Source organism: Candidatus Photobacterium acropomis, assembly GCF_030685555.1.
In the GTDB taxonomy this organism is placed as follows: Bacteria; Pseudomonadota; Gammaproteobacteria; order Enterobacterales; family Vibrionaceae; genus Photobacterium; species Photobacterium lucens.
Map to the genome: position 1 here is coordinate 734824 of NZ_CP131608.1, position 24546 is coordinate 759369.

23 protein-coding genes are annotated in these 24546 nt (G+C 39.1%); 13 read left to right on the forward strand and 10 right to left on the reverse strand.

What is annotated here, in order from left to right:
* Nucleotides 1-5 precede the first annotated feature (5 nt).
* The 6 genes from Q7657_RS03315 to Q7657_RS03340 all read left to right on the forward strand — a co-directional run bounded on the left by Q7657_RS03315 (nt 6) and on the right by Q7657_RS03340 (nt 5967).
* A complete protein-coding gene (locus Q7657_RS03315; protein WP_107165590.1) occupies nt 6-947 on the forward strand; it encodes an MrcB family domain-containing protein in 942 nt (313 codons plus the stop codon).
* Between the two features lie 171 nt (nt 948-1118).
* On the forward strand, nt 1119-1781 hold the full coding sequence (locus Q7657_RS03320) for a hypothetical protein (protein ID WP_146146400.1): 663 nt from the start codon (nt 1119-1121) through the stop codon (nt 1779-1781).
* Nucleotides 1782-2264: 483 nt separating this feature from the next.
* Nucleotides 2265-2666: a hypothetical protein gene (locus Q7657_RS03325; RefSeq protein ID WP_009696424.1), complete on the forward strand. Its 402-nt coding sequence runs from the start codon at nt 2265-2267 to the stop codon at nt 2664-2666.
* Between the two features lie 273 nt (nt 2667-2939).
* Entirely contained in the window at nt 2940-3821 is an 882-nt protein-coding gene (locus tag Q7657_RS03330) for an NAD-dependent epimerase/dehydratase family protein (RefSeq protein ID WP_107165592.1), read from the forward strand.
* Between the two features lie 196 nt (nt 3822-4017).
* Nucleotides 4018-5232 carry a LamG domain-containing protein gene (locus tag Q7657_RS03335; RefSeq protein ID WP_107165593.1) on the forward strand — a complete coding sequence of 405 codons (1215 nt, stop codon included), beginning with the start codon at nt 4018-4020 and terminating at the stop codon, nt 5230-5232.
* A 171-nt stretch (nt 5233-5403) separates the two neighbouring features.
* On the forward strand, nt 5404-5967 hold the full coding sequence (locus tag Q7657_RS03340) for a sugar O-acetyltransferase (protein ID WP_107165912.1): 564 nt from the start codon (nt 5404-5406) through the stop codon (nt 5965-5967).
* Between the two features lie 87 nt (nt 5968-6054).
* Here the strand turns inward: Q7657_RS03340 and Q7657_RS03345 are convergent, their stop codons facing one another.
* The 3 genes from Q7657_RS03345 to Q7657_RS03355 form a co-directional block, all read right to left on the reverse strand.
* Nucleotides 6055-7908, reverse strand: a complete 1854-nt coding sequence (locus Q7657_RS03345; protein ID WP_107165594.1) for an ABC transporter ATP-binding protein — start codon at nt 7906-7908, stop codon at nt 6055-6057.
* Nucleotides 7909-8199: 291 nt separating this feature from the next.
* On the reverse strand, nt 8200-8817 hold the full coding sequence (locus tag Q7657_RS03350; RefSeq protein WP_107165595.1) for a DUF3157 family protein: 618 nt from the start codon (nt 8815-8817) through the stop codon (nt 8200-8202).
* A gap of 162 nt (nt 8818-8979) precedes the next feature.
* Nucleotides 8980-10410, reverse strand: coding sequence for a sodium-dependent transporter (locus Q7657_RS03355; RefSeq protein ID WP_107165596.1), 1431 nt, complete (start codon nt 10408-10410; stop codon nt 8980-8982).
* A 494-nt stretch (nt 10411-10904) separates the two neighbouring features.
* Here Q7657_RS03355 and Q7657_RS03360 point away from each other — a divergent pair, with 494 nt between their 5' ends.
* Complete coding sequence (locus tag Q7657_RS03360; RefSeq protein ID WP_107165597.1) at nt 10905-11606, forward strand: DNA alkylation repair protein; 702 nt, start codon at nt 10905-10907, stop codon at nt 11604-11606.
* A 96-nt stretch (nt 11607-11702) separates the two neighbouring features.
* Here the strand turns inward: Q7657_RS03360 and Q7657_RS03365 are convergent, their stop codons facing one another.
* Both Q7657_RS03365 and Q7657_RS03370 read right to left on the reverse strand, forming a co-directional pair.
* A complete protein-coding gene (locus tag Q7657_RS03365) occupies nt 11703-12197 on the reverse strand; it encodes a peptidylprolyl isomerase (protein WP_053988870.1) in 495 nt (164 codons plus the stop codon).
* A gap of 82 nt (nt 12198-12279) precedes the next feature.
* Nucleotides 12280-13125 (reverse strand): patatin-like phospholipase family protein, encoded by an 846-nt coding sequence (locus tag Q7657_RS03370; protein WP_107165598.1) that lies wholly within the window; start codon nt 13123-13125, stop codon nt 12280-12282.
* A gap of 162 nt (nt 13126-13287) precedes the next feature.
* On the opposite strand from Q7657_RS03370, the gene Q7657_RS03375 reads away from it, so the two are divergent.
* Both Q7657_RS03375 and Q7657_RS03380 read left to right on the forward strand, forming a co-directional pair.
* Nucleotides 13288-13941 carry a DNA-methyltransferase gene (locus Q7657_RS03375; RefSeq protein ID WP_023934443.1) on the forward strand — a complete coding sequence of 218 codons (654 nt, stop codon included), beginning with the start codon at nt 13288-13290 and terminating at the stop codon, nt 13939-13941.
* A 32-nt stretch (nt 13942-13973) separates the two neighbouring features.
* Nucleotides 13974-14588 carry a DUF1294 domain-containing protein gene (locus Q7657_RS03380; protein WP_107165599.1) on the forward strand — a complete coding sequence of 205 codons (615 nt, stop codon included), beginning with the start codon at nt 13974-13976 and terminating at the stop codon, nt 14586-14588.
* A gap of 58 nt (nt 14589-14646) precedes the next feature.
* Here Q7657_RS03380 and Q7657_RS03385 read toward each other — a convergent pair whose 3' ends face one another.
* Nucleotides 14647-15279, reverse strand: coding sequence for a hypothetical protein (locus tag Q7657_RS03385; protein ID WP_053988873.1), 633 nt, complete (start codon nt 15277-15279; stop codon nt 14647-14649).
* Nucleotides 15280-15470: 191 nt separating this feature from the next.
* Nucleotides 15471-16583 carry an HD-GYP domain-containing protein gene (locus Q7657_RS03390; RefSeq protein ID WP_107165600.1) on the reverse strand — a complete coding sequence of 371 codons (1113 nt, stop codon included), beginning with the start codon at nt 16581-16583 and terminating at the stop codon, nt 15471-15473.
* Nucleotides 16584-16913: 330 nt separating this feature from the next.
* On the opposite strand from Q7657_RS03390, the gene Q7657_RS03395 reads away from it, so the two are divergent.
* Complete coding sequence (locus Q7657_RS03395) at nt 16914-17609, forward strand: methyltransferase family protein (protein ID WP_107165601.1); 696 nt, start codon at nt 16914-16916, stop codon at nt 17607-17609.
* A 44-nt stretch (nt 17610-17653) separates the two neighbouring features.
* Here Q7657_RS03395 and Q7657_RS03400 read toward each other — a convergent pair whose 3' ends face one another.
* Nucleotides 17654-18424: an alpha/beta fold hydrolase gene (locus Q7657_RS03400; protein WP_107165602.1), complete on the reverse strand. Its 771-nt coding sequence runs from the start codon at nt 18422-18424 to the stop codon at nt 17654-17656.
* 309 nt (nt 18425-18733) lie between these two features.
* Here Q7657_RS03400 and Q7657_RS03405 point away from each other — a divergent pair, with 309 nt between their 5' ends.
* Nucleotides 18734-20560, forward strand: coding sequence for an enterotoxin A family protein (locus tag Q7657_RS03405; RefSeq protein ID WP_107165913.1), 1827 nt, complete (start codon nt 18734-18736; stop codon nt 20558-20560).
* An 85-nt stretch (nt 20561-20645) separates the two neighbouring features.
* Here Q7657_RS03405 and Q7657_RS03410 read toward each other — a convergent pair whose 3' ends face one another.
* Nucleotides 20646-21455, reverse strand: coding sequence for a sulfite exporter TauE/SafE family protein (locus tag Q7657_RS03410; RefSeq protein ID WP_107165603.1), 810 nt, complete (start codon nt 21453-21455; stop codon nt 20646-20648).
* 235 nt (nt 21456-21690) lie between these two features.
* Between Q7657_RS03410 and Q7657_RS03415 the strand changes: the two genes are divergently transcribed.
* Both Q7657_RS03415 and Q7657_RS03420 read left to right on the forward strand, forming a co-directional pair.
* Nucleotides 21691-22671 (forward strand): DUF1852 domain-containing protein, encoded by a 981-nt coding sequence (locus Q7657_RS03415; RefSeq protein ID WP_107165604.1) that lies wholly within the window; start codon nt 21691-21693, stop codon nt 22669-22671.
* 48 nt (nt 22672-22719) lie between these two features.
* Nucleotides 22720-23751 (forward strand): methionine synthase, encoded by a 1032-nt coding sequence (locus Q7657_RS03420; RefSeq protein WP_107165605.1) that lies wholly within the window; start codon nt 22720-22722, stop codon nt 23749-23751.
* Nucleotides 23752-23892: 141 nt separating this feature from the next.
* Here Q7657_RS03420 and Q7657_RS03425 read toward each other — a convergent pair whose 3' ends face one another.
* On the reverse strand, nt 23893-24525 hold the full coding sequence (locus tag Q7657_RS03425) for a hypothetical protein (protein WP_107165606.1): 633 nt from the start codon (nt 24523-24525) through the stop codon (nt 23893-23895).
* Nucleotides 24526-24546: the final 21 nt, after the last annotated feature.

Here is a 24546-nt window from a genome sequence, read left to right on the forward strand (position 1 = left end):
AGTAAGTGAAATTAAGAGAGTCTTTAGTACATTTGTCTGATAATTATATCGAACAGAAAGAAGAAATATTCACCGGTAATGCGCTTGCCAATCATTTAAGAAAAGTAATCCCATCGTCAGTGGTTTCCTTGCTAGGAGCTCAAGATCGATATTGTGTTAAAGGTAGCGCTGGTCAAAGTAATTGGGCAAACATTCCTTGGATTGCAGTTATGGATATAACAATTACTACATCTCCACAGAATGGCTTTTATTTAGTTTATTTGCTTCGAGAGGATGGAAAAGGTCTATACCTTTCGCTCAACCAGGGTGTAACAGATCTCAAGAAAAAATATGGCCGGTCAGTTTCTCGTGCATTAGAGATTGGTGGCTCTGATTTTCGTGAACAATTAAAGTATTCAAAAAATGGATTAATTGAAGGACCTATTGATCTTGCTGCGTCTCAAAAAGGTTCTTTAGGTAATCTATATGAACATGGTGCTATTTATTCACTCTATTATGAATCAGGCAATTTCCCTGATAATGAAACGCTTGAAAACGATCTTGAAGAATTTATCACGCTCTATCTTCAATTAGTTCTAAATCTTAGTGTTGGGAGTTCAGGGCAAGCAGAAGATGATGAAATGGGCCTATCAATCGAAGATGGCACAAAATTAAGGCAGCACAAGAGAGTCGAAAGAAATCAAGCCTTATCTAAAAAGGTAAAAAAAGTACAAGGCTTTACTTGTAAAGCATGCGGGTTTGACTTCGAGAAAAAATACGGAGAAGTTGGTAAGGGGTTCATTGAGGCTCACCACCTTACACCGGTTAGCGAAATCAAGGGCAGGAAAGTGGGATTAGACCCTGTAAAAGATTTCGCGGTGCTGTGCTCCAACTGTCATCGCATGATTCATAAAACAGAGTTTGTCGATAAAGTTGAAGAGTTTCGAGCTTCGTACATTGTGAGCTAACAATAAATTTAAGAGTGATTCACAACGCTTGGTGCTTTCACTTCAAGCCAGTTTAGTGTCTATGGCACAATGCTTTAGGTCGGGTGGTTAGCGTTGTTCACTTTAATTTGGCGTTATACAAATAGGTACTCCATGAACATTGATGAACTTAGAAACAGGTACTTGAAGTTAGTGAATAGCACGACTTCAACTCTCGATTATTTAAGTGATGAACTGTACTCAGAATTTGCTGCTCAGATTGATGAGTGTAAAGGTGAACTATTCCGTATTGAAAATGAACTTGGTTTGGTTGATAGCAATGAAACTAGCGTTGACTATTACAATGACTTAATAATTGGTCAAATGGAAAACCAGATGGAGTTGGAGTACGTTGAATCGAAGATATATGTAATGAGAGAGCTTGAAGTTATCTATAAATATAGGAATATCGAAATAGCGCTAAAGCACTTTGTTTCATTAGCTTACCCTGACGCAGATACCCATGGACTCTACAATTGGAGTAACCTAAAAGCGTTTACCAAGTCTAAGAGCGTTAGTATTTCTCAAGTAAAACATTATCAGGCAATTAACGACCTGCGTAAGGTGTCGAATGCTTTGAAGCATTCGAGTAAGATTACAGATGATGTCAAAAAAGCCAATATCAAAGAGTTTAAAGGTCTAGAAATTTTTTGCAGTAATTCGCTTTGTGAGTTCTATAAACGTGTTGAGCCAAATGTCAGTGAGTTTTACATCTCATTTTGTGGACTATTACTTTCATCATTAGGTGGCAGTGAATCTGAATGGTTAGAGTTATTTAAGCCATACGTGAGTGATGACCCAGAGATACCGTTCTAAAATTTGTATAACAAATAAGGATATGTGTCGCGAAGCCGACACCTATCCGAAGTGTTGGACAAGCCCAAGCCTCCTTATATAAGTAAATATTGGAAATAGCATGAAGGGTGATGACAAAAAGCAGTCGAGCGTTATCCTTGGTGTAACCCAATAATTTTAACACTCTGATTTATAATAAAATCCTCTTTAGTTCTGAAGCGTGAAAGCCATTATCCTTATTATTGAACGTCGGTTATCTAGGGCGAAATATTCTCGCTCGTTGCATGACATGTTGGTATTAAGGACAAAAATTCTTTCTTTTATGATTGATTTCAAAAAGAAATAAATACTTTTTGCTAAGTCGATACTGATGATTTTATTCTGAGGCATGGTCTTTATCTGCACATTGATTGAATATATCAAGCATGGCTCAAGACCATGCGAAGAGGTAGAGGGAGACCATCTCATCACCTTAATGCAGCGTTATACGTTTCGGAGGGAAATATGCCTAAGTATTTAGTTTCTAACATTGCGGATCGGCGCCATGCGAAGATATATGGCGCGGGTGCATTCTTTGACTTAGAAAGCTCTCAACATGGCTGGGAGGAATATAGCCAAGTTCAAGTTGGTGATAGTGTTTATGTAATAAACAAAAATAGAAACGTAGCTGTGGAATACAAAGTAACAGAAATTAAAGATAATCTGTTGCTAGAGGCAGATCCAGTTTGGGGGCATAAAGTTATTGCAATGCAAGGTGGCAACACGCGTGTATTGTTTGGAAAGCCATTAAACCGTATCGACCAAGAATACTCTTCATTTGTTAAACAGAACAAAGTCAGTAACAGCAAAATAAACAACGAAACAGGGTTGATGCTACAAGGTTTTAACTGTGCAGCCTTTGAGTAAACGTATAATAAATAAGGATATGTGTCGCGAAGTCGACACCTATCCGAAGTGTTGGACAAGCCCAAGCCACCTTATATAAGTAAATATTGGAAATAGCATGAAGGGTGATTACAAAAAGTAGTCGAGCGTTATCTTTGGTGTGAACCAATAATTTTAATACTCTGATTTATAATAAAATCCCGTTAATTGCATGACATGTTGGCAGCAGGGGAAAAACTTCAATGCAGGCGTTAGCTGTTAAAACAGTTTCGTGTATTCAAATAGGCAGTAAAGTTGAAAATTTTAATTACAGGCACGGCGGGTAGAGTAGGTCGTGCAATCTACATCAACCTAATGAAAAACCATGAAGTTGTTGGAATAGATAGGACACCATGTTCAACCGCTGATTACGTTGGGGATATCCGTGATACCGCTTTATTGAATAAAGCTTTAGAGGGTGTGGAGGTTATTATTCATACTGCGGCTCTGCATGCCCCTCATGTAGGACTGGTATCTGACAATGAATTTGAAGACATTAATATAAAAGCAACCGAGCAATTAGCCTTGCTGGGTGTAAAAAAGGGCATTAAACATTTTGTGTTTACGAGCACGACAGCCCTTTATGGTTTTGCATCAACACCAGAGGGAATCGCGGGTTGGGTGAATGAAACAGTAACGCCAAGCCCTAAAACGATTTACCATAAATCAAAGATTCAGGCAGAACAGATACTTGAAAATATCTCTAATTTATTCAATTTACCTGTCACTGTTCTGCAAATGTCTCGCTGTTTCCCAGAGCCAGTAAACTTAATGGCTGTTTATCGTTTAACTCGTGGCATTGATGCTCGAGATGTTGCCAGTGCTCATGCTTGTGCTGTAGAAAAACGTTTATCGGGATTTAGACGTTATATTATTTCTGGACAAACACCATTTAACAAAACATGTTGTGAAAGGCTGTATCAAAACGCGGATGAGATTATACAAGAGTTTGCTCCAGACCTTGCTGAAAGTTTCGCGAATCGAGGTTGGCGTTTGCCTCAATCACTTGATCGTGTTTATGATTCAACGTTGGCACAACAAGAACTTGGTTGGCAGTCAAAATATGGTTATGAGAGTGTATTAAGTATGCTCGATAATGAAAGTGCTGAGGTTCTTCCAATCATAAGCCATAGCTAACAAATAAGGATATGTGTCGAGTAGTCGGCACATATTTGAAGTTTAGTGATGTATCTAACCAACGAGTAATGGGATGGAGTGCACTACTATCGCCATTGATGGTTGGTGTTCATTTATTTTGTTTGGTGGGGTGACTAAGGTGATATTGATAATAATTATCTTAACGGATAGATAACCATAACGTAAGGATACAAAAATGGTCAAAAATTACTTTAGAGTTAAAAATATATTTAACTACATTGGTAGCCTTTGTTTAATTACAGTGAGTAGCTCGGCTGCTGCATTTTATGATGCATATCCTGAAAGTGAAGGGCCTTATATTAGTGGTCCTGCATCTGAAAATTTACAGTGGTTAGGTGAAGACTTCTCAAACTATACCGATGGTCAGCAGCTAGAATGTTCGAATAATAAAAGCGCCGTAGATCATTTTGATGTTACTTCTGGATGTTTACAGGCTAAATATGTGGATAGTTGGAAACTAGGTTGGACGGACGATAAAGTATTTCGTGTTGTTGCGATTGGTAAAGACAGTAACGGTAGCGAAATAAAGTACACCGACCACACGAATCAATATCGGGCGTACATTAAAACATGGCAAAACTCCGGCTCTATACCTGCATGGTCTGGTTTACATGCGTTTGCTCGTTATCAAACATCTGATGACTTGTATGTTGGCTCTATTCGTTATGACGGTAATGTCACGATTAAAGTTAAATACCAAGGGGCATATACCACTCTTGCTCAAACCAAATTAACCAATGGCGTTAAAAACTACCTTAATACAGAAGGTAAACTTGCTGCTGGTCAATGGTATGACATTCACTTTTCTGTTGTGGGTAATAAATTAACACTCGCCCTTGATGGCGTTGAACTACTTTCTGTTAACAATGACTTATTAACAGAGGGTACGATAGGTATCCGCACTGATAACCTTTCAGCTTATCTTGATGATTGGCAGCTACTTCCTAGTGATTCAATTGTTGTTGATCCGCCTACAGAACCCGAGATACCGACTGATCCCGAAACACCAACAGAAGTCGTTGAGTTTATCCCTGGTAAAACCAAAGTCATCAATGGTGATATCTATTCGTACGATGGACAATGTTATCAAGCCAAAAATAATCCTGGCAGTTGGGAGATCCCAAGCAATACGTCATGGTTTTGGACTGCCGTTGAATGTTTAGATAACCCTACGCCACCAACTGATCCTGAACCACCGACAGAGCCTGTGCCGCCAACAGATCCTCTACCACCAACAACCGCTGTTGAGTTTATACCGGGTTCAACTAAGGTTAAAAATGGAGATATCGTTACTTATAACAATACTTGTTATCAAGCAAAGAACAGTCCGGGGAGTTGGGAAACGCCAAGTGCAAATTCGTGGTTCTGGGATGTAGTAACGTGTCCATAGTCACAACAAAATAAGCGTTAAAACCTTAGTCTAATCGTCATACTGAGGTTTTTATAAATAAAGAATGAATGGCTTAGGTGTTTAACACATCTAAGCCTCTTTTATTGATATCGAGCGCGTTTCATCTAAGGGATTTCTATTATGAGTCACTTGCTTTTAGAGCCAAAGTTAATGTCTGAAAAAGAAAAAATGTTAGTAGGTGAGCTATATGATCCAACTGATGACGAATTAGTGCAGTTAAGGTTGAATGCGCGATTGCTAACGGAAGAGTTAAATGCAACGTCTGTGGCGTGTCAGGATAAACGTGTGGAGATAATTAAGCGTTTATTTGGCACAACAGGTGACAATATCTATATAGAATCTTCTTTTAATTGTGATTATGGCGCTAACATTCATGTTGGTGATAATTTTTATGCAAACTTTGGCTGTGTGATCTTAGATGTTGCGGAAGTGAAATTTGGAAAAAACTGCTTACTAGCACCTCAAGTTGGTATTTATACAGCAACACATCCGTTAGATCCTATTGAACGCAATAGCGGTTTAGAATGTGCAAAATCTATTACTATCGGTGATAACTGTTGGATTGGCGGTCATGCTGTTATTAATCCGGGGGTAACGCTCGGTGATAATGTGGTTGTTGCTTCTGGTGCCGTTGTGACAAAGAGTTTTGGAAACAATGTCGTTATTGGTGGTAACCCGGCGAAAGTCTTGAAAGAAATCAGCACTAAGTTATGAATGAGATCATCTAACGCATTGAGTAAGCATAAGAAAGCCGCTAAAAGTTAGCGGCTTTCTTCGTTATTGCAAGGGAAAGTTTATTGCTTAATTAATGGTTTCAGCGGTCTCGTTTTTCTCACCAATAAAACCACCGGTTTGATGCGCCCAAAGCTGCGCATAAATACCACCGTTATGGACTAACTCTTGGTGGGTGCCTTGTTCAATAACTTGCCCTTTATCGAGCACAATTAAACGATCCATCGCAGCAATGGTCGATAAACGGTGAGCAATCGCAATAACGGTTTTACCTTCCATTAGTTCGTTTAAGCTTTCTTGTATCGCGGCTTCTACCTCGGAATCTAACGCAGATGTGGCCTCATCTAAGATCAGGATAGGCGCGTTTTTCAGTAGTACCCGTGAAATAGCGATGCGTTGTCGTTGACCGCCAGAAAGCTTCACACCACGTTCACCTACTTGCGCATCATAGCCCACATTACCAAACGGATCGGTAAGGGTCTCAATAAATTCATGAGCATGTGCTTGTTTGGTAGCGGCATATAATTGCGCTTCGCTAGCGTCAGGATCACCGTACAAAATATTATCTTTAATTGAACGGTGAAGCAGGGACGTATCTTGTGTCACCATACCAATCTTGCTGCGTAGCGAATCTTGGGTCACTTGAGCAATGTCTTGTCCATCAATACGAATATGACCGTTTTCTAGATTATGGAAACGCAGTAATAGGTTAACCAGTGTTGATTTACCTGCGCCTGAACGTCCCACTAAACCGACTTTTTCACCGGGTTTAATATTTAGGTTTAATTGATTGATCACGTCTTTGTTTTCGCCATAGTTAAAACTGACGTTATCAAACTCAATACCACCTTGTTTCACATCTAGCGGTTTAGCTTGTGGTGCATCTTGGATCTCAACAGGCTTAGATAGGGTTTTCATGCCATCAACCACAGTACCCATGTTTTCAAATAGCGCACCGACTTCCCACATGATCCACATCGACATGCCGTTGATACGCAACGCTAAACTAATAGCAATGGCGATAGCACCGATTTGAATAGCATCATGCATCCATAGGTAAATCGACAGAGCAGCAATACTAAATAATAAGATATAGTTCGCCAGTTGAACACATACATCAAAGCCTGTGACTAAACGCATTTGTTGATAAACCGTCGCCAAGAAGCCTTGCATACCTTTTTCGGCATATTCTGTTTCACGCTTACTGTGTGAGAACAATTTCACCGTGGCGATATTGGTGTAGCTATCCACAATACGCCCAGTCATGAGTGAACGGGCATCAGCTTGCTCGGCTGCGACTTTTTTCAACTGAGGAATGTAGTGGATCTGAATGCCAATATAGGCAATTAGCCAGCCAAGCATAGGTAGCATAAGTAACCAGTCTGCTTGGGCTAAGATCACCAACATTGAAGTGAAATAAACCGACACATAAACAAACACATCAGCGGTTTTCATTACTGTTTCACGTACTGCTAATGAGGTTTGCATGACTTTGGTTGCGATACGTCCGGCGAAGTCATCTTGGTAAAAAGACAGACTTTGTTTCAGCAAATAGCGGTGTGCTTGCCAACGGATCGACATTGGGTAGTTACCCAGTAACGTTTGGTGTGAAAGCAGGGAAGAAACTAACACCAGCAGAGGCATAACAATCAAGATCACCAGCGATAGCCAGAGCAATGTCGTGCTATTTTCTGCTAAAAAGGTTTTAGGATCGCTAGCTGCAAGCCAATCGACTAACTTTCCCATAAAGCCAAATAAGGCCACTTCAATGATAGCCACGGTCGCACTGAGTAGTGCCATACAGAGCAATGGCTTTTCAAATCCACGGGTATAATGACGACAAAAAGCGAAGATCCCTTCGGGTGGTTGAGTTGGCTCTTGCTGAGGAAAAGCTTCAGTGAAACGTTCGAAGCGTTTAAACATAGATCACCTAATAATATGGTTATTATCTTTATATTGGTTCTAGCGAAATTATTTAATTCAGATGAAGGTGGAGGCTTTAAGCGATTTTTCTGAGTCTAATATAGTCGTTAAGGCACTGATAAACAAAATGCTATTTTTTGCATTGTATGTTTTTTATGCAGTACTATCAATGTGATAAGTGAGTTTTATAAAAAAGGTATGATGTTGAAAAGATGTTTATTTTTATACGGTTATACTTGGTTTTATAATTAAACGCTTAGAGCTTCGATACCCTAAGCGCGAATATTGTTGTTACCAAAGCTCGATATCAATCACTTCAGCTTGAATGGTGTAGTTATCCATTTTAGGTACTGAGAAAATAATATCTTTGCCATGCTCTTGTGTTTTTGCTCGGAAGTAAGTGTCAGGCATACGCTTAATTGAACGCCACAATACAACGTCTTTTGATTCAAGTTTTTGGTTATCTGCATCGTTTAGCGTAACGCGCAAAGCAACAGACATAACGGATTTTGAACCTTGGTTAGTCATCATGGTTGGGATGATCAGCTCACCATCTTCGTAACGTGGCGCTTGTAGTAGAATATCAACACCGCTATCACTAATTTGCTGAATATTTTTCGGTGATGTTAATGAAACTTTTGCCGTTTTTGCCGCTGTAATTACAGGGATTGCGCTTTGACTATTAAGACCAGATTTCACTGGAATAGCTTCGATTGTAGTTGCTGGTTTTGTAGCTGCACTGTTGGCAGACAAAGCAATGGCAGGTTGCTGTAAATAGCTCCATGTAAAGTCATCGTGAAGAACAACTTGGCGGCCATCTTCCAATTTAATAGTTTGATCAGCAGCCCAAACAGGGTGAGCACTTGTTATTGCTACAAATAGCAGCCCTAGTTTAGTCGTCGTTTTCATTTCATATCCTTGGTGTTAAGTATCCGATAAATAGATTTTATCAGCTTTATCCTCTAAATGGATAATGGCTGGATAAATTATTGCTATTAGAAATTAAAAAGGGCTTACATATAGTAAGCCCTTGTTTTTCTAGGTTGCTTGGTTTCTAGCTTGTTAGCGAGATCATAGTTTCTTAGAGAACACACCACACAGCGCAATAATGGCTAAACCAAGTAACATGATGTCGCCCTTATCACTGTCGAAACCTGCTTTCACACCAGAGATTGCAACAATAGCGATAGCAACAGGAATGATGTACTTGATCAGTGCGTACCATAGGTTGAACAGTGGGAATGATACTTTACCGTCGTTAGTGATCTCTTTTTTCAGCTCGCTACGATCTAAACGCCAGCCTGCAAATAGACACACCAACATACCGCCAACCGCTAGGAAGATCTTATCGGTTAATAGGTCGAATACATCAAATGCACCTGTATCAAACAGCTTAGGACCAAGACCACCGATAGACAGTGATGCCAAGATACACAGTAGCGCCATTACAATACTTGCAGAGATCACCGCTGTTACACGGCTAAAGCCTTTCTCATCAATTAAGTAAGCGACAACCACTTCAAGTAGCGATACAGACGATGTTAATGCAGCCACACTCAAACCAATGAAGAATAGCAGCGCAAGAATAAAGCCAATGCCACCCATTTCAGCAAATAGTTGAGGAACAACCACGAATACTAGGCCAGGACCTGCTGATGGTTCCATGCTAAATGCAAACATCGCCGGGAACATTGCAATACCAGCCAGTAGCGCAACACCGGTATCCATTGCTGTGACCATTGCTGTGGTTTGAACAAGGTTTTCTTTCTTACGTAAGTAACTACCGTAAGTTAGCATACAGCCCATACCAAGGCTTAGTGAGAAGAATGCCTGACCAAGTGCTGCAAGCACTACCGAGCTATCGATTTTCGAGAAATCTGGCTTGAAAAGGAACTCAAGACCTGCCATTGCACCCGGTAGGGTTAAGCCTTTAATAGATACAATAATCAAGATAATGAAAAGCAGTGGCATTAAGATTTTACCTGCTTTTTCAATACCACCTGAGACACCACGGATAACGACAAAAATATTCAGTAAAAGGTAAAGTCCCATCCAGAATAGTGGCTGCATTGGATCTGCAATAAAGCCACCAAAGCTATCCCCAATAGCTGCAGGTTGGCTTAATAGACCAGTAGAGATTTTGTAGATATAAGCAATTGCCCAGCCACCAACAACAGGGTAGAAGCCCATGATTAGTAAGCCGCTTAATACCCCGATGATACCGACAAAGGTCCAACGACGATCTGTAGTTTTAAATGCGCCAACGGCTGATAAACCTGTTTTACGACCAACAGCAAATTCGGTCAGCATCACGCTAAAACCAATAAAAATAACGAAAAGTAGGTAGATGGCAACGAATGCACCACCACCATTTTCACCTGCGGTATAAGGGAACTTCCAAATGTTACCAAGACCAACAGCAGATCCTGCTGCTGCCATCACAAAGCCGACTTTGGAACTCCAGTTTCCTCGGCTTGGGCTAGTTGAACTATTTACGTCCATAAAACATCCTGTTAGCTATTTAATGTTAAATCTTAATTGTTATAAATATTGTTGGCTTAATAACCATTTACTAAGTGTGTGATTGCTTATGTTTAACCATGAATCGTTACTTATTAAGTTATTTAGCCTGTTTGTGTTTACATATTTAACATTTCTATCACGCATTGTTCTGATTGCAAATAGCTAATGGTTGTAAAAGTACGATTTATGCGAAAAATTACGTTTTTGTGAATTGAGGTTTACAGAACGGAGGTTTTGTACATTGTTCAAGGTGGCAAGTGGACAGAAAGACAGCAGCACAATACCAATGTTCACAGGGCTATGTTTATAAATTTATTGTGCTTTCTCTGCTAATATGAAACAGTTCAATAAACAGCACTCCATTTGGTTTCGCTAGAATAATAAAAGATATATATAAATATAAGTCAGTAACTTCGTAACAATGTGTAGTTGTGATACCACGACCACACTGTGCAAAAGGAAATGTTTCCATCATGTCATTTGTTATACCCATGGTTATCTATATGCAGCAGCATTTAGCGCAATCGGCTAATAAAACTGTTGCAGCACAGATGCAATCTTCTCTTAGTGTTAAACAGCCTTGTTATGGGATAAGCACAGAACAACGACACGACATTTTTCAATTGGCAGTGGCTCATACTACGATTGATACAGCTGATAATTATCATCGATTACTGCTTTGGTTGTGGTCGGGGGTATATCGTGAAGAGCGTTATCTTGCATTGGATGCAGGCGAGTATTATCAGTCGTTTATTAATGAACAGGCATGGCCTATTTATACTGAAATGTTAGAAACAGTTGACGGTGTAGACGTAGGCGATCGTTTAGTGACAAACTTGATCAGCCCTGTACTGAAGCAACATCGTCAATTTGAATCAGATGTGATTGCTTGGCGAGACTCTGATAATAAATGGTTAAGACGCGCATCGTTATTAGCGCAAATGAATCATCAAACAGAGACCAATGTTGAGCTGTTATGTGACACCATCTTGCACCTTGCTGATGACAGTGAATATGAAGTGCAACAAGCGATTGGCTTAGCACTACGTAACTACAGTGAAACGGATTTTCCGTTTGTCGATCAATTTATTAAAACCCACTTTTCACGTTTACAATCACAAGCTAGACGTGAAGCTAGAAAAGTGTCGATGGTGTTATCGGTTGATAGCGAATAGTTAGTCAAAGACGCAGTAAAAAAGCCCGAATCTGAGCTCTATTATTAAGAGCAAAAGAGGCGGGCTTTTTTGTGTTGGTTGTATAGCGTTAAACGCTTAATCAAGAATAGTCACTTTCTCTATCACGATTGGCTCTTTAGGCACATCTTCATAGTCACGGATAGAGGTTGTTTTCACTTTGGCGATTTTATTAACCACATCCATACCAGCAGTCACTTGACCAAACACCGCGTATCCCCAACCAGCATTTGTTGTTGCAGTGTGATTGAGAAAATCGTTATCAGCGACATTAATAAAAAATTCAGCAGTGGCAGAATGGGGGGCATCTGTTCTTGCCATTGCAATAGAACCAATTACGTTTTTTAACCCACGGTTAGCTTCATTCACGATAGGCGCACGTGTTGGCTTTTCTTTCATGTTAGCGGTGTAACCACCACCTTGGATCATAAAGCCTTTGATCACGCGATGAAAAATCGTTCCTTCATAAAAACCATCTTGGCAATATTTCAAAAAGTTCTTTGCAGTAACAGGGGCTTTTTGTTTATTAAGCTCAATGGTGATATCGCCAACATTGGTCGTAAAAATAATCATGTAAAACTAACCGTGGTGTTAAGTGAAGACGGCAGTATACGTAATTGTTATTTTTTTAGTAGTGATAATGAATAAATAATGACTAGCCCTTAAAGCTAGGATCATTATCGACTAATTTAAGCCCTGCGTTACGTCCTTGCTGATAGCCTTGATCCAATTTTTCTAAGTCTTTAGTGAGCCTTTTGATCACAAAAGTTTTGTCAGGAGCAATCGCCGTGATTTTGCAATCTTTCGGTGGGTTATGAATAAAATATAACGCCTTATTGTAACGTGATTCCTTGGTGAGAAACTCTTGTCCAAATACAGGGTTAGTTCTAAACAAGCGACGAGTAAGCCAAGGCACTTGACGATTTTTTGCAAACAAGCCCTGAGCATGAGACAGGATCACCGTAATATCACGCGCCCCTTTGTTATAGGCCTCAATCACTGGAATAGGATCGGCAATACCGCCATCACTCATTGCAATACCATCTATTTGTGGAAACTGACGGTAAATAATAGGTAGGGCACATGTTGCCGTCATCACTTCATCTAAATTATGGCGTGTGACTTCAACATAAGAAGGCTCTCCCGTATCAACCACAGTCGTCGTTGCATAAAGTGGTACGTTACGGTTTTCGTATTTTTGGATCTCTAACGGCAAGTTGTTAATACTGGTATTCCACAGCCAATCAATATCAATGAGATTGCCGCCTTTAACAAAGCGTTTGTAATTAATAAATTCCTTGCTGCGAGCATATTCGGTGATCACTTTGTAGTTACGTTGATAGCTTTCACAAAGGTATCCCATAAGAACAACCGAGCCTGCTGATACGCCGATGGTAAAGTCAAAAGGGTTATATTCTCGTTCGATAAAGGCATCTAAAACCCCCGTGGCGAAAATACCACGCATTGCACCACCCTCGACAACTAAAGCGCGTTTACTCATTACTATTTCCTATGTTGATTATTCTTATATGGAATTTATAGATATTACTCTTAAGAATATCAATAGATTGAACGCAGGATCACATATTTATGAGAAAACAGATAATTTGACGTATGATATGGCTCGCTATTTACATATTTCATTGGTTAGTTAGGTTTTTCGATGCAGTTATTCCAACAAGATGCGGTTGAGTGGTTATCTTCTTTACCCGATCAAAGTATTGATTTATTGATCACAGATCCACCTTATGAATCATTGGAAAAGCATCGTGCAGTTGGTACAACAACCCGCTTAAAACAGAGTAAAGGTTCGAGTAACCAATGGTTTAATATCTTCCCGAACGAGCGATTTGAAACTCTGCTGACACAAGCCTACCGAGTTTTAAAACAAAATAGTCACTTCTACTTATTTTGCGATCAAGAAACCATGTTTCACATTAAGCCGATTGCAGAACAAGTGGGTTTCAAATTTTGGAAACCAATAGTGTGGGATAAAGTCGCGATTGGTATGGGATACCATTATCGTGCCCGTTATGAATTCATATTGTTTTTCGAAAAAGGGAAACGAAAACTCAATAACTTATCAATTCCAGATGTATTGGAATGTAAGCGGGTATATCGCGGCTATCCAACAGAAAAACCCGTACCGCTACTAGAGATTTTAATTGAACAAAGCAGTGTGGAAGGAGAAGTGGTTGCTGATCCATTCTTTGGTTCAGGTTCAACACTCGTTGCTGCGAAAAAGTTATCTCGCCAAGCGTGGGGTAATGATATTTCAGATTCAGCGCACCAACACCTAACACAACGCATCATGTAGCGGTCAGTAATATTGATTAGCTAGGAACAGACATGACCCAAAAGGGAAAAATAATTAGCTGGAATCAGCAAAAAGGCTTTGGATTTATTGCGCCAGACAATGGCGGTGATGATGTTTTTTTTCACGTTTCAGCATTAACTGATAAGCAAAGTCGTCCACGTATCCAAGAACCAGTGAACTTTAAACTGGGTACTGATAGCAAAGGGCGTTTATCAGCAAGTAATGTTGCGTTTGTAAATGCTCATTCAGGATTAGATAAATACACCGCACCATTTTCAAAAGCACAGTGGTTTAGCGTGATCTTCTTAGGCTTTGTTGCTTTGTCAGTAGTGCTATTTCAGTGCCCATACCAAGTGCTGGTGGCGTATTTAGTATTAAGTGTGGTGACCTTTGCTGTGTATGCTCATGATAAACGTGCAGCACAAGCTGATAAGTGGCGAACCAAAGAAGCAACACTGCATTTATTAGCATTAATTGGCGGTTGGCCTGGTGCATTATGGGCACAAAAAATTCTACGTCATAAATCGCAAAAACAGCCATTTAAAGCGATTTTATGGTTAACCATTATTGTTAACTGTGCAGCGTTTATTTTGTCGTTCACACCTGAAGGAATGGCAATGATTAAACAAGTGCTTCAGTTAATTTAATCAATAAAATAGCCCAGCTTGATGAGAGCTGGGCTATTTTTTTATTCATACGTTAGGATTAACGTGCTACTGAAATGTGACCTTCATCGTCTGCATACCAGTTAAAGTGCTGGTTATCTCTACCTGTGATAACACCGTTACCTTTTGTTAGGTATGGGTGAACAGTATTTGCATCGTATTGGTAAGTAAATGGTGCTTTCGCTTCTGTAGACCAGTATTTAGCATTACTTTCAGCAGTATTAATCAACATACCTTTAAACATGATCTGACCGTAGTCATTCATTGTCATGATGTAATCATCATCTGTTGTGCTGTTAAAGCTTAAAGTGATCACTTCGCCATTGGTGATAGCGTTATGAGTAGTGAACTGCATTGCTGTCGGTGTGTGGATAATGATTTCGTTTTGTTGGCGTTCTACTTTCACACTACCTTTAGCTACGGCAATATCGATGTTGCCTTGAAATTCAGGGATATCACATTGATTAGTATTACCTACTGCAAGGCCTGTCGCACAGTCTTGTGCAGCGCGAGCAACAACAGTCACTGCGTCAGCTGTCACGTCAGCGTAGCCTTGTAGATCCGCTTGGCTCATATTATTAATATCGATGCCACCATGCTCTACAACTTCATCACCAGCGTTACAACCAACAAGTACTGTAGCTACCATTGCTGCTAAACATAACTTCTTCATGCAAGACCCTTTTTTCAATTTATGAATAAATGTTGCAGCGGATGTTAGATTATGAACAAAGCACAAACAAGCATTCATGGTGTGAATGGTTTGGTTTTAACAAAGAGATGACTTTAATGGCTGTTTTTGGCGATTTTCATGACATTTAGCTTACATTCATAACTCAATCCTTAATGTGATTTTGTTTATCATTAGCCTTCATCAGTGAGATGATCTGGGTATTTATTTTGAATTAACGTCGCTTTTGTGATGTTTTTAGTGATTGCTTCAACGCAAAGAGGATCAAATTGTTTACCACTGCCATCTTGCAAATAGTTGATAACGTCACTTACAGGCCATGGCTTCTTATAAGGGCGGTAGCTGAGTAGGGCGTCAGTGACATCAGCAACGGTGACTATACGGGCTTCTAAAGGAATATCTTCGCCTTTAAGCTTTAGTGGGAATCCTTCACCGTCAAAGCGCTCATGATGATGCCTAATAATATTGAGAATGACTTTTAAATTATCATCAGTGATCCCACCCCATTGTTTTAAGGTTTTTAAAATAAGCTGATAGCCAAGCTCTGGATGCTCATTCATGATCTGCCGCTCTTCTGGCGTATAAATCTTAGTAGAAAATAGAATTTCATCAGGGATCATATACTTACCAATATCATGCATATCGGCATAGTGATAAACCGCATCAATAAAATCACCGCTACAGCGTTTTTTTCTACCAAGATAGAGTGCAATTAAGCGGCTGTATTCAGCGACTCGCTTTAAGTGATTTTGGGTTTCAGGATCTTTGTGGTGGCTGATCAGTAAGATGGTTTTAATTATATTGTGAAAGGAACGCTTCACATTGAGATCATCATTAATAAAGAGTGAGGCGATAAGCGAAATTGTATTGAAAAAGTTGAGATTTTGGCTGAAGAAGTAGGGAATACGAGCGTTTATAAACATTATCCCAACGAACTCATCGTTCTTATTATAAATAGGCGTAGCCATACTTGATAAACAAGATTTCCTGATCAATGTTTGATGAATATGCTTGATTGAGGGTAAGTGGCAGGTCATATCATCAATAATGTCAGGAGAGCGTTTCTCTCTTAGTGTGGAAAGTCTTGATGATTTATGAATAGCTTCAATAAAATCAGGAAACTTAGCCCCATAACCTTGGCTGCGATAAACCGAATACAAGTTATTATCATTGTCTAACATAGCAATCGCAAAGCCGACATAATCAGGATACCAGTCTTGGATCAGCGTATTAAGATGATCGAGCTTTTGCCTTAGTGTTAAATTATCACTGATGTTTAATACCATTTTTTATAACCTCCCTGTATCGATATGCTCCTGTGGTCATATTGAGGTCGATGATGGATCTTGTATAGAAAAATTTAAACTAATTTATGTTTGAATTGATATTTATCAATCAAATTTCTAATAACAAATAACACTTTAAATTAAGTTGTATATAACGACTGGTAAGTTTTTATCGTTGGATTTGTTAGTAATAAAATTTGCTGTCAAATAAACGTTTTCATTTTTAGTAATAGTGTTTTTGAATAGTAAAAAGTTAAGCACCCATTGATATGTAAATAATAACTACTTATTGATATAATAATTTAATTATCAAATTATTGCTTTAAATTTATGCGTTTTATAAAAATAACATATTGTGTTTTCTCTATTACACTATTTCTGTTGGCAAGTGTTTATACCATTGGATTTTTCTCTTTTGACTTATTTCAACCTCAAGAACAATCACCGTTATTATTGGCGATAATAAACAATACATTTTTTCTTCTTATCTTTTCTGTTCATCATAGTTTACTCGCAAGAGATAGCATAAAGCGATTTATTCCTTATGGCGTTGAACGTGCAACATATATTTTAATCGCCAGCAGCTTGATGTTTTTAATTCCGTTTAACTTTAAAGAATCAGGAATAGTGTTGTGGGATTTTCAGGGAACAATCTTTGGCTATGTGTTAATTGCTGTTTCGTTATTGGGGTGGTGTATTGCGTTAATATCATCGTTACTGATTGACCCATTAGGCATGTATGGCGTAAAGCAGTCATTTGGTATCAGTAGCAAGCTAACAGGTGAGCTTAAATCGCCTTATATCTATAAATATGTAAGACACCCAATCTATCTTGGATTCATTATAGGCTTTATGTTCACTGATGTTATGACCATAGAGCACTTGCTGTTTGCGGTCTTTGTGATTGTTTATATTTCTATTGGTAAGTCATTGGAAGAAAAGGATCTTATTCGTCAGTTTGGCAGCCAGTACATTGATTATATGCGTAAGGTCAATGGGTTACTGCCAAAATTTAAAAATAGATAAGGACTAAAAATACGTCGTCTGATAACTCAGACGACGATATCAATTTAAGAATTAGTCGACGCTTGCTGCCACAGGGTGCTGATGGTGTTTATTAGCCATTGTGGATTATCTAACGGAATATCATGACCATCAGTATTATTGGTGATCAGCGGACTATGCCAAGCGTTTGCGATAGCTTGACTGGCTTTGCAGCTGACAAGTCTGTCTTGTGTGGAAGAAATAAAATGCAGTTCGCATTGAGGGCGTACGGTTTTAAATGTGCTGGCAGCGTACAATTGGCGCAAGAAGTTACCTACACTCATTGGGTGCTCGTTACCATACTTAGCCCATGCATTAACGATATTAATATCAAGAGGTTGGTTGGCAACCATCTGGTAAATTGCACTTTCTCTTGCTAATGGCTTAGAGGCTAATGCCTTTAGAATTTTAAAGTAATTTTGTGGCAGTAAACGCTCATAGAACGGACTAAAACCTTTAGCACTGGTATTAATACAAATGAGCGATTGAATTTCACTAGGGTAAAGCTCTGCCCATTTAAGTCCGATCATACCGCCCATAGAAATAGCAAGAAGATTCACACTACCTTTACCTTGTCGTTGGGCACGAATGCTTTCTACCATAGCAGCAACACTCATAGGGGAGGTGAGAGTCGATAACTCACCATTGCCGGGTATATCAATGCAAGTAACCGAACAATGAGGAAATGCATGTTGTAGTGTTGTTGGAAAATCCCCCCAATGGAAACTGCCTCTAAATAATCCGCGTAATAATATTATCTCACGCATTACGTCACCTGCCTTTTGAAGTTGAGCCATTTATCTGGCTGCTTATAGTTAGTGATAAGAATATGCAGTATTTAATAAATAGATTCAAATTAAATATCAGATAATAAAATCGATATTATTTCTATTTCATGGTTTTATTATTATCTCGTTATTTTATTAGATATTTATAGATGTTAATTGTTTTTATTCTAATTAATAAAAACACTGGAAATTACTTTTTGTTATTTTTATATATGAAACCAAATACTATTGCTTTTTGTTGTTTTTGATTATCTTCTATTTAGTTAAATAAAATGCTTAGTTATTCTGTTGTCACCTTTTTTTGCATTTAAATTTTTTATGTTTAATTATATCGGAATATTATTAGTAATATTTTTATCGTTTCCCGTTTTTGCTGACGATCCACCATTATATCGGGCAGATTCGCGTTCTCCTGAAGACATACAAGCCACTAATGGTTTTAATCCGCGAGGCTTCGAGGAGTATTTCAGCCGTAATAGGCCAATGAATATTAATTTATTGACTCATGCTCAAGGTACACAAACGGGTATGGCTCGTGATAATGATGGTTATGTCTCGACATCACATTCTATGCGTAGTGCTCACGTCGTGGGGCAAACTATATTGTCTGGTTATCCTCGTTACTATATTTATGTTATAGCGACAGCCCCTAATTTAATTGATGTTAATGAAGTGCTAGGTCGTTTTTCACCACACCCAGATGAACACGAAGTGGCGGCGCTAGGGGGTATTCCATGGTCACAAGTCATGGGTTGGTACACTGTCACTAGCGGTGTGATATCAGCATCGATGACGCAAAATAGAGCTTATCGACGCAGCTTGTATGAGAACTTACATATTTCACCAGCGTGGGATGCTTACCAATTTGCTGGTTTCCCGATTGATCACAACGCTTGGCGACAATTTCCTTGGCATAACTATGTTGATTTATGTGGCGTTCCGCGAATAGTGAAAAGAAGCACCACAGATAATCAAAAAGCATTAGATGCCCAAGCCTGTTTACAAGCACAATCTGATAAGGCTTATCAGTATTTAGAAAATGTTCGTTCATTAATGCACGTTTCTAAAATCGTTAAAAAGTCAGAGACAACCACAAGTAACAGCATGGTATTTCCACTTCATGATTATCCACACAAATGGGTTGATCTGGATGGATTAGGTAATCAAAGCTACTGTGGTTTTAATACCGATGCCTATAGTGATAAAAAATACATTACGTGTTTACGAAATCTCGGTAACTTTCATTTTAAAACTACCACAGTGGTATTACCTGATTATGGTTGGGCAGCAGGGCAAGATTTTGTCGATGCTGATGGTGATGGAAAAACCGATTACTGTCGGCTCCAATACAATAGGACACACCCAGTGTGCTCATTATCAACCATTGAAAAACCATTTAGCGTTAACCAGGAAGGTGAATATGTGAATGCTGGCTATGATTCAAGCCGCCATTGGACAAATATTTCTGATCATAAAAGCAATTTATGCCGACAAATATCATCAACACAAACAACATGTAGTGATTTAACAGGTAACTCTAGTGATTTTAATGATGATGATAGCGGCTGGGCTAATTCTCGTATTTGGTTAGATATTGATGGGAATGGTGAAGAGGATTACTGTCGATTGGTGTATAACTGGACGCATCTACGCTGTAACTTGCACAAAAAGGATAATACATGGCAAACCGTGGAAACAGGCTATGTTGATGGTGGTTATAGCAACTTAAGATTCTCACTAAAAATGACCTACGAACATCCGCACTATTGTCGCGTTGTTGGTAATCATGACTATTTCCATTGCTCTTATATTAATAAAGACAATAAGCTTGAGGATTATTCAGTTCATCTACCATTCCAAATATTTGATTTAGGCGGTACCGAATTTAATGATGTGGATGGCGATGGACGTGATGATTTGTGTAAATACGATCCAACAAATAACGCAGTCAATTGTTACTTAAATCAAGATAAGCAGTTTGATACTAACCCAATCAAATTACCATTAACGGGCACACCTATCGTACCATTAGGCAACTATAGTACGAAAGTGATTGGCTCTAACAAGTCATCAAATCAGAAAAGTGCGGTATGTTACAACGTAGGCTACGGCACCTTATATTGCGATACTTTTAGGATCTATTAAGTATCTATATCACTGTATATGAAGATAAAAAAGCGAACCTTAGAGTTCGCTTTTTTATCTTTATTTGTTTAATTATGAAAAGTTGTTAACTCATCGCCATATTGGTCGCCATTGCTAGTAATAACACTGAGAAGATTTTTTTGATCGTCGGCACAGGTAAATGGTGAGTGGCTTTTGCACCTAATGGAGCGGTGAACCAAGAGGTACACACAATACCGAATAGTGCTGGTAAATATACAAAGCCTGCAAAACCATCACTGATAGCTAAATAACTGCTACCAGAGGTGATATAACCAATCGAGCCAAACAGCGCGATCACAATGCCACATGCCGAGGCACAGCCAATGGCCTTTTTCATATCAAGCGAGAAGAAAGTTAATAAAGGCACTAACAGTGCACCGCCACCAATGCCAATCATCGCAGACAAACCGCCCGTTATCGTAGTTAAAAAGGTAAGCACAACATTGTTTGGCATATTACGTGTTTTGGCGTTGTCCTTTTGGGTGCTGCTGTAGAACATCTTTAGTGCAATTAATGCCACACTCACAGCAAATACTATACGTACCACATTGGCTGGTAATAAGGCGGCAAGAAAGCCACTGATCAGAGCGCCAAGGGCAACCCCCGTCATGATCCAAGGGGCTAACTCCCAAGGCACATTGCCGTTTTTATGGTGAGCAATTGCTGAAGAAGTCGAAGTAAACAGGATAGACGCTAACGAAGTAGCAATGGCAACAATCACCACCTGATCAGGTGGTAAAATCGCAAAGTGGAGTAAAATAATACTCAAGATAGGCACAATGACTAAGCCGCCACCAATACCTAATAATCCCGCTAAAAAGCCCACGCCACTGCCAAGTAATGCGCAATATATTATTAACAATAATTCAGTCATTCCATTCACTTCTTCATCGCAATCTTAGTTAAGTTATTGAACAAAAATACATCCATTCAAAATTGGTTGAGCACTATAGCTTACAAGTTTGTAACAACTCAAACCTATTAACTTGAATTTTTCTCATGTTGAATGTGAAAGAAATCCACTTTTTTTCATCAACTCCTCTCCGTATAACTAAATACAGACAGCGCATCAGCATTCTACTTATTTCAGCTAAAAGGAAGAGGCCGCTATGACAAAGGATTTCACATTTACTATTAATAAGACGGGCCTTGATGAAAATTATCATCCCGCTAGCAACACACGTATTACTACCAATTTCGCTAACTTAGCGAGAGGGGAAAGTCGCCAACAGAATCTACGTAACGCATTAAACATGATCAATAACAGCTTTAATGCCTTGGCGAACTGGGATAACCCTCAAGGTGATCGTTATTCCGTTGAGCTTGAAATTGTCTCGGTTGATATCGACATTGAAGGGCAAGGTCAAACATTCCCATCCATCGAAGTATTAAAAACCCACATTATTGATAATCAAACCAACCAGCGTATTGAAGGGATTGTCGGTAATAACTTTTCTTCTTATGTGCGTGATTACGATTTCAGCGTATTACTGCAAAACCATAATAAAGGTAAGCCGCAGTTTAGTATTCCAGATAACTTTGGCGAGCTGCATGGCAAAATCTTCCAAAGTTTTGTTAACTCTACTGTTTATAAAGAGAATTTTAAAAAGACACCGGTGATTTGTTTAAGCGTGTCAGACAATAAAACCTATTTCCGCACCGAAAATCAGCACCCAATATTGGGCGTGGAATATAAACCCAATGAGTCGTCATTAACCGAGCAATACTTCCAAAAAATGGGCTTACAGGTACGTTACTTCATGCCTGCAAACAGTGTTGCTCCTTTGGCGTTCTACTTCTTTGGTGACTTATTAAATGATTACACCAACCTTGAGTTGATCAGCACCATCAGCACGATGGAAACATTCCAAAAGATCTATCGACCAGAAATCTATAATGCAAACGCAGTGGCTGGAAAGTCCTATAAACCCAACTTAAAGTGCCCGGATCATTCACTGACCAAAATTGTGTATGACCGAGAAGAGCGCAGCAGGTTGGCGGGTGAACAAGGCAAATTTGCCGAGCAGCACTTCATCAAACCATACCAAACCGTGCTTGAGCAATGGTCAGCGAATTTCGTGACTAGCTAACATCAACATTGCTTTCATCATTTATATCAACATAGGACGTTAACTATCATGAAAACATTATTACCGACATCAACAGCAGGAAGCTTACCGAAACCAGATTGGCTGGCTGAGCCTGAAAAGCTTTGGTCTGAGTGGAAACTAGAAGGGGATGCATTATCGGCAGGTAAACAAGATGCGCTACGTTTATCGCTGCAAAATCAACAACAAGCAGGAATTGATATTGTCAGTGATGGTGAACAAACTCGCCAACATTTTGTAACTACCTTTATTGAACACCTTAATGGCGTCGATTTTGAAACCCGTAAAACCGTTAAAATCCGTGATCGTTATGATGCCAGTGTACCTACTGTTGTTGGTCCTGTTTCTCGTCAAAAATCGGTGTTTGTTGAAGATGCAAAATACTTACGCCAGCAAACCAAACAACCCATCAAATGGGCATTGCCGGGGCCGATGACCATGGTTGATACCCTTTATGATGCGCATTACCAAAGCCGTGAAAAACTGGCGTGGGAATTTGCCAAAATCCTGAATGAAGAAGCGAAAGAACTAGAAGCGGCAGGTGTCGACATTATTCAATTTGATGAGCCAGCCTTTAATGTGTTCTTTGATGAAGTGAATGCGTGGGGTATCGCTTGTTTAGAAAGAGCCATTGAAGGGCTGAAATGCGAAACCGCTGTTCACATTTGTTATGGCTATGGCATTAAAGCCAATACCGATTGGAAGAAAACCCTCGGCTCTGAATGGCGACAATACGAAGAAGCGTTCCCGAAATTACAACAATCAAACATCGATATTATCTCGCTTGAATGTCATAACTCCCATGTACCAATGGATTTACTCGAATTGATCCGTGGTAAAAAAGTCATGGTAGGGGCGATTGATGTCGCCAGCAATAAGATTGAAACACCTGAAGAAGTGGCTAACACTTTACGCAACGCACTGAAATTCGTTGATGCAGATAAACTCTACCCATGCACCAACTGCGGTATGGCACCACTGGCACAAGACATTGCACAAGGTAAATTAGAAGCTTTAAGTGCAGGTGCTGAGATTATTAGGAAAGAGCTGTTGGGGTCGTGAGGTAGGGTAAATAGCTTAAAAGCTGTTTGGTAACGACGATACGGCAGAATTGCCGTTAATCACAAATGAGTTAGCTAGATGGCTAACTCATTTGTGGATATTAGGAAAAATAACGATAGCATTCGGCAATGTAACACCTGGCTATAAAGGTTTTGTCTCTATAGCCCTCTCATAGTCACTAAGGGCTTTATTAACATGGTGTACAGAAAAAATTGCACTACCGTCATTCATCATATAAAAACCTAAAGGCAAGAAGATAATACCAGTAAGAAGAAGGCTTGGGTCAAAACCAGAAGTAATAGAATTAATAGATAGCAAAAATGTTATAAACCCAAAGCAAGCTATGAATAACCCAAGCAATAAGTTATAAAAAGCGATTACCTTATCTAGGGTACTTAGCCTTATTTGGTATGATAGGAGTTCTATACCAGAAATATCTGGTAAATGTTGGACAGTTTTCAAAACATGTCTGAAAGAAACTGACCCTCCAACCCTCTCATTGAGTACATAGACTGTTTTTAACATTGGTAGGCTAATACGAATACCATGAACACTTTTAAAACACTCAATATCTAGCTCATTTTTTAAATGGGTCTTTAGCTCTTCCGAAATACTTGGTTCTTGTAAAGAAGATAAAATTTGAGACATTTTATTTTTACGAAGGGAGAAGTAGTATTCAGTTATTTTAGGAGCATTTGCTGCAATGGTTATGATCACAACAACAATAGCAATCCAATAATCATCATTTTGTAGTAACTCTATAACTAAGTCCATTTAATGTGAAATCTCCTAATA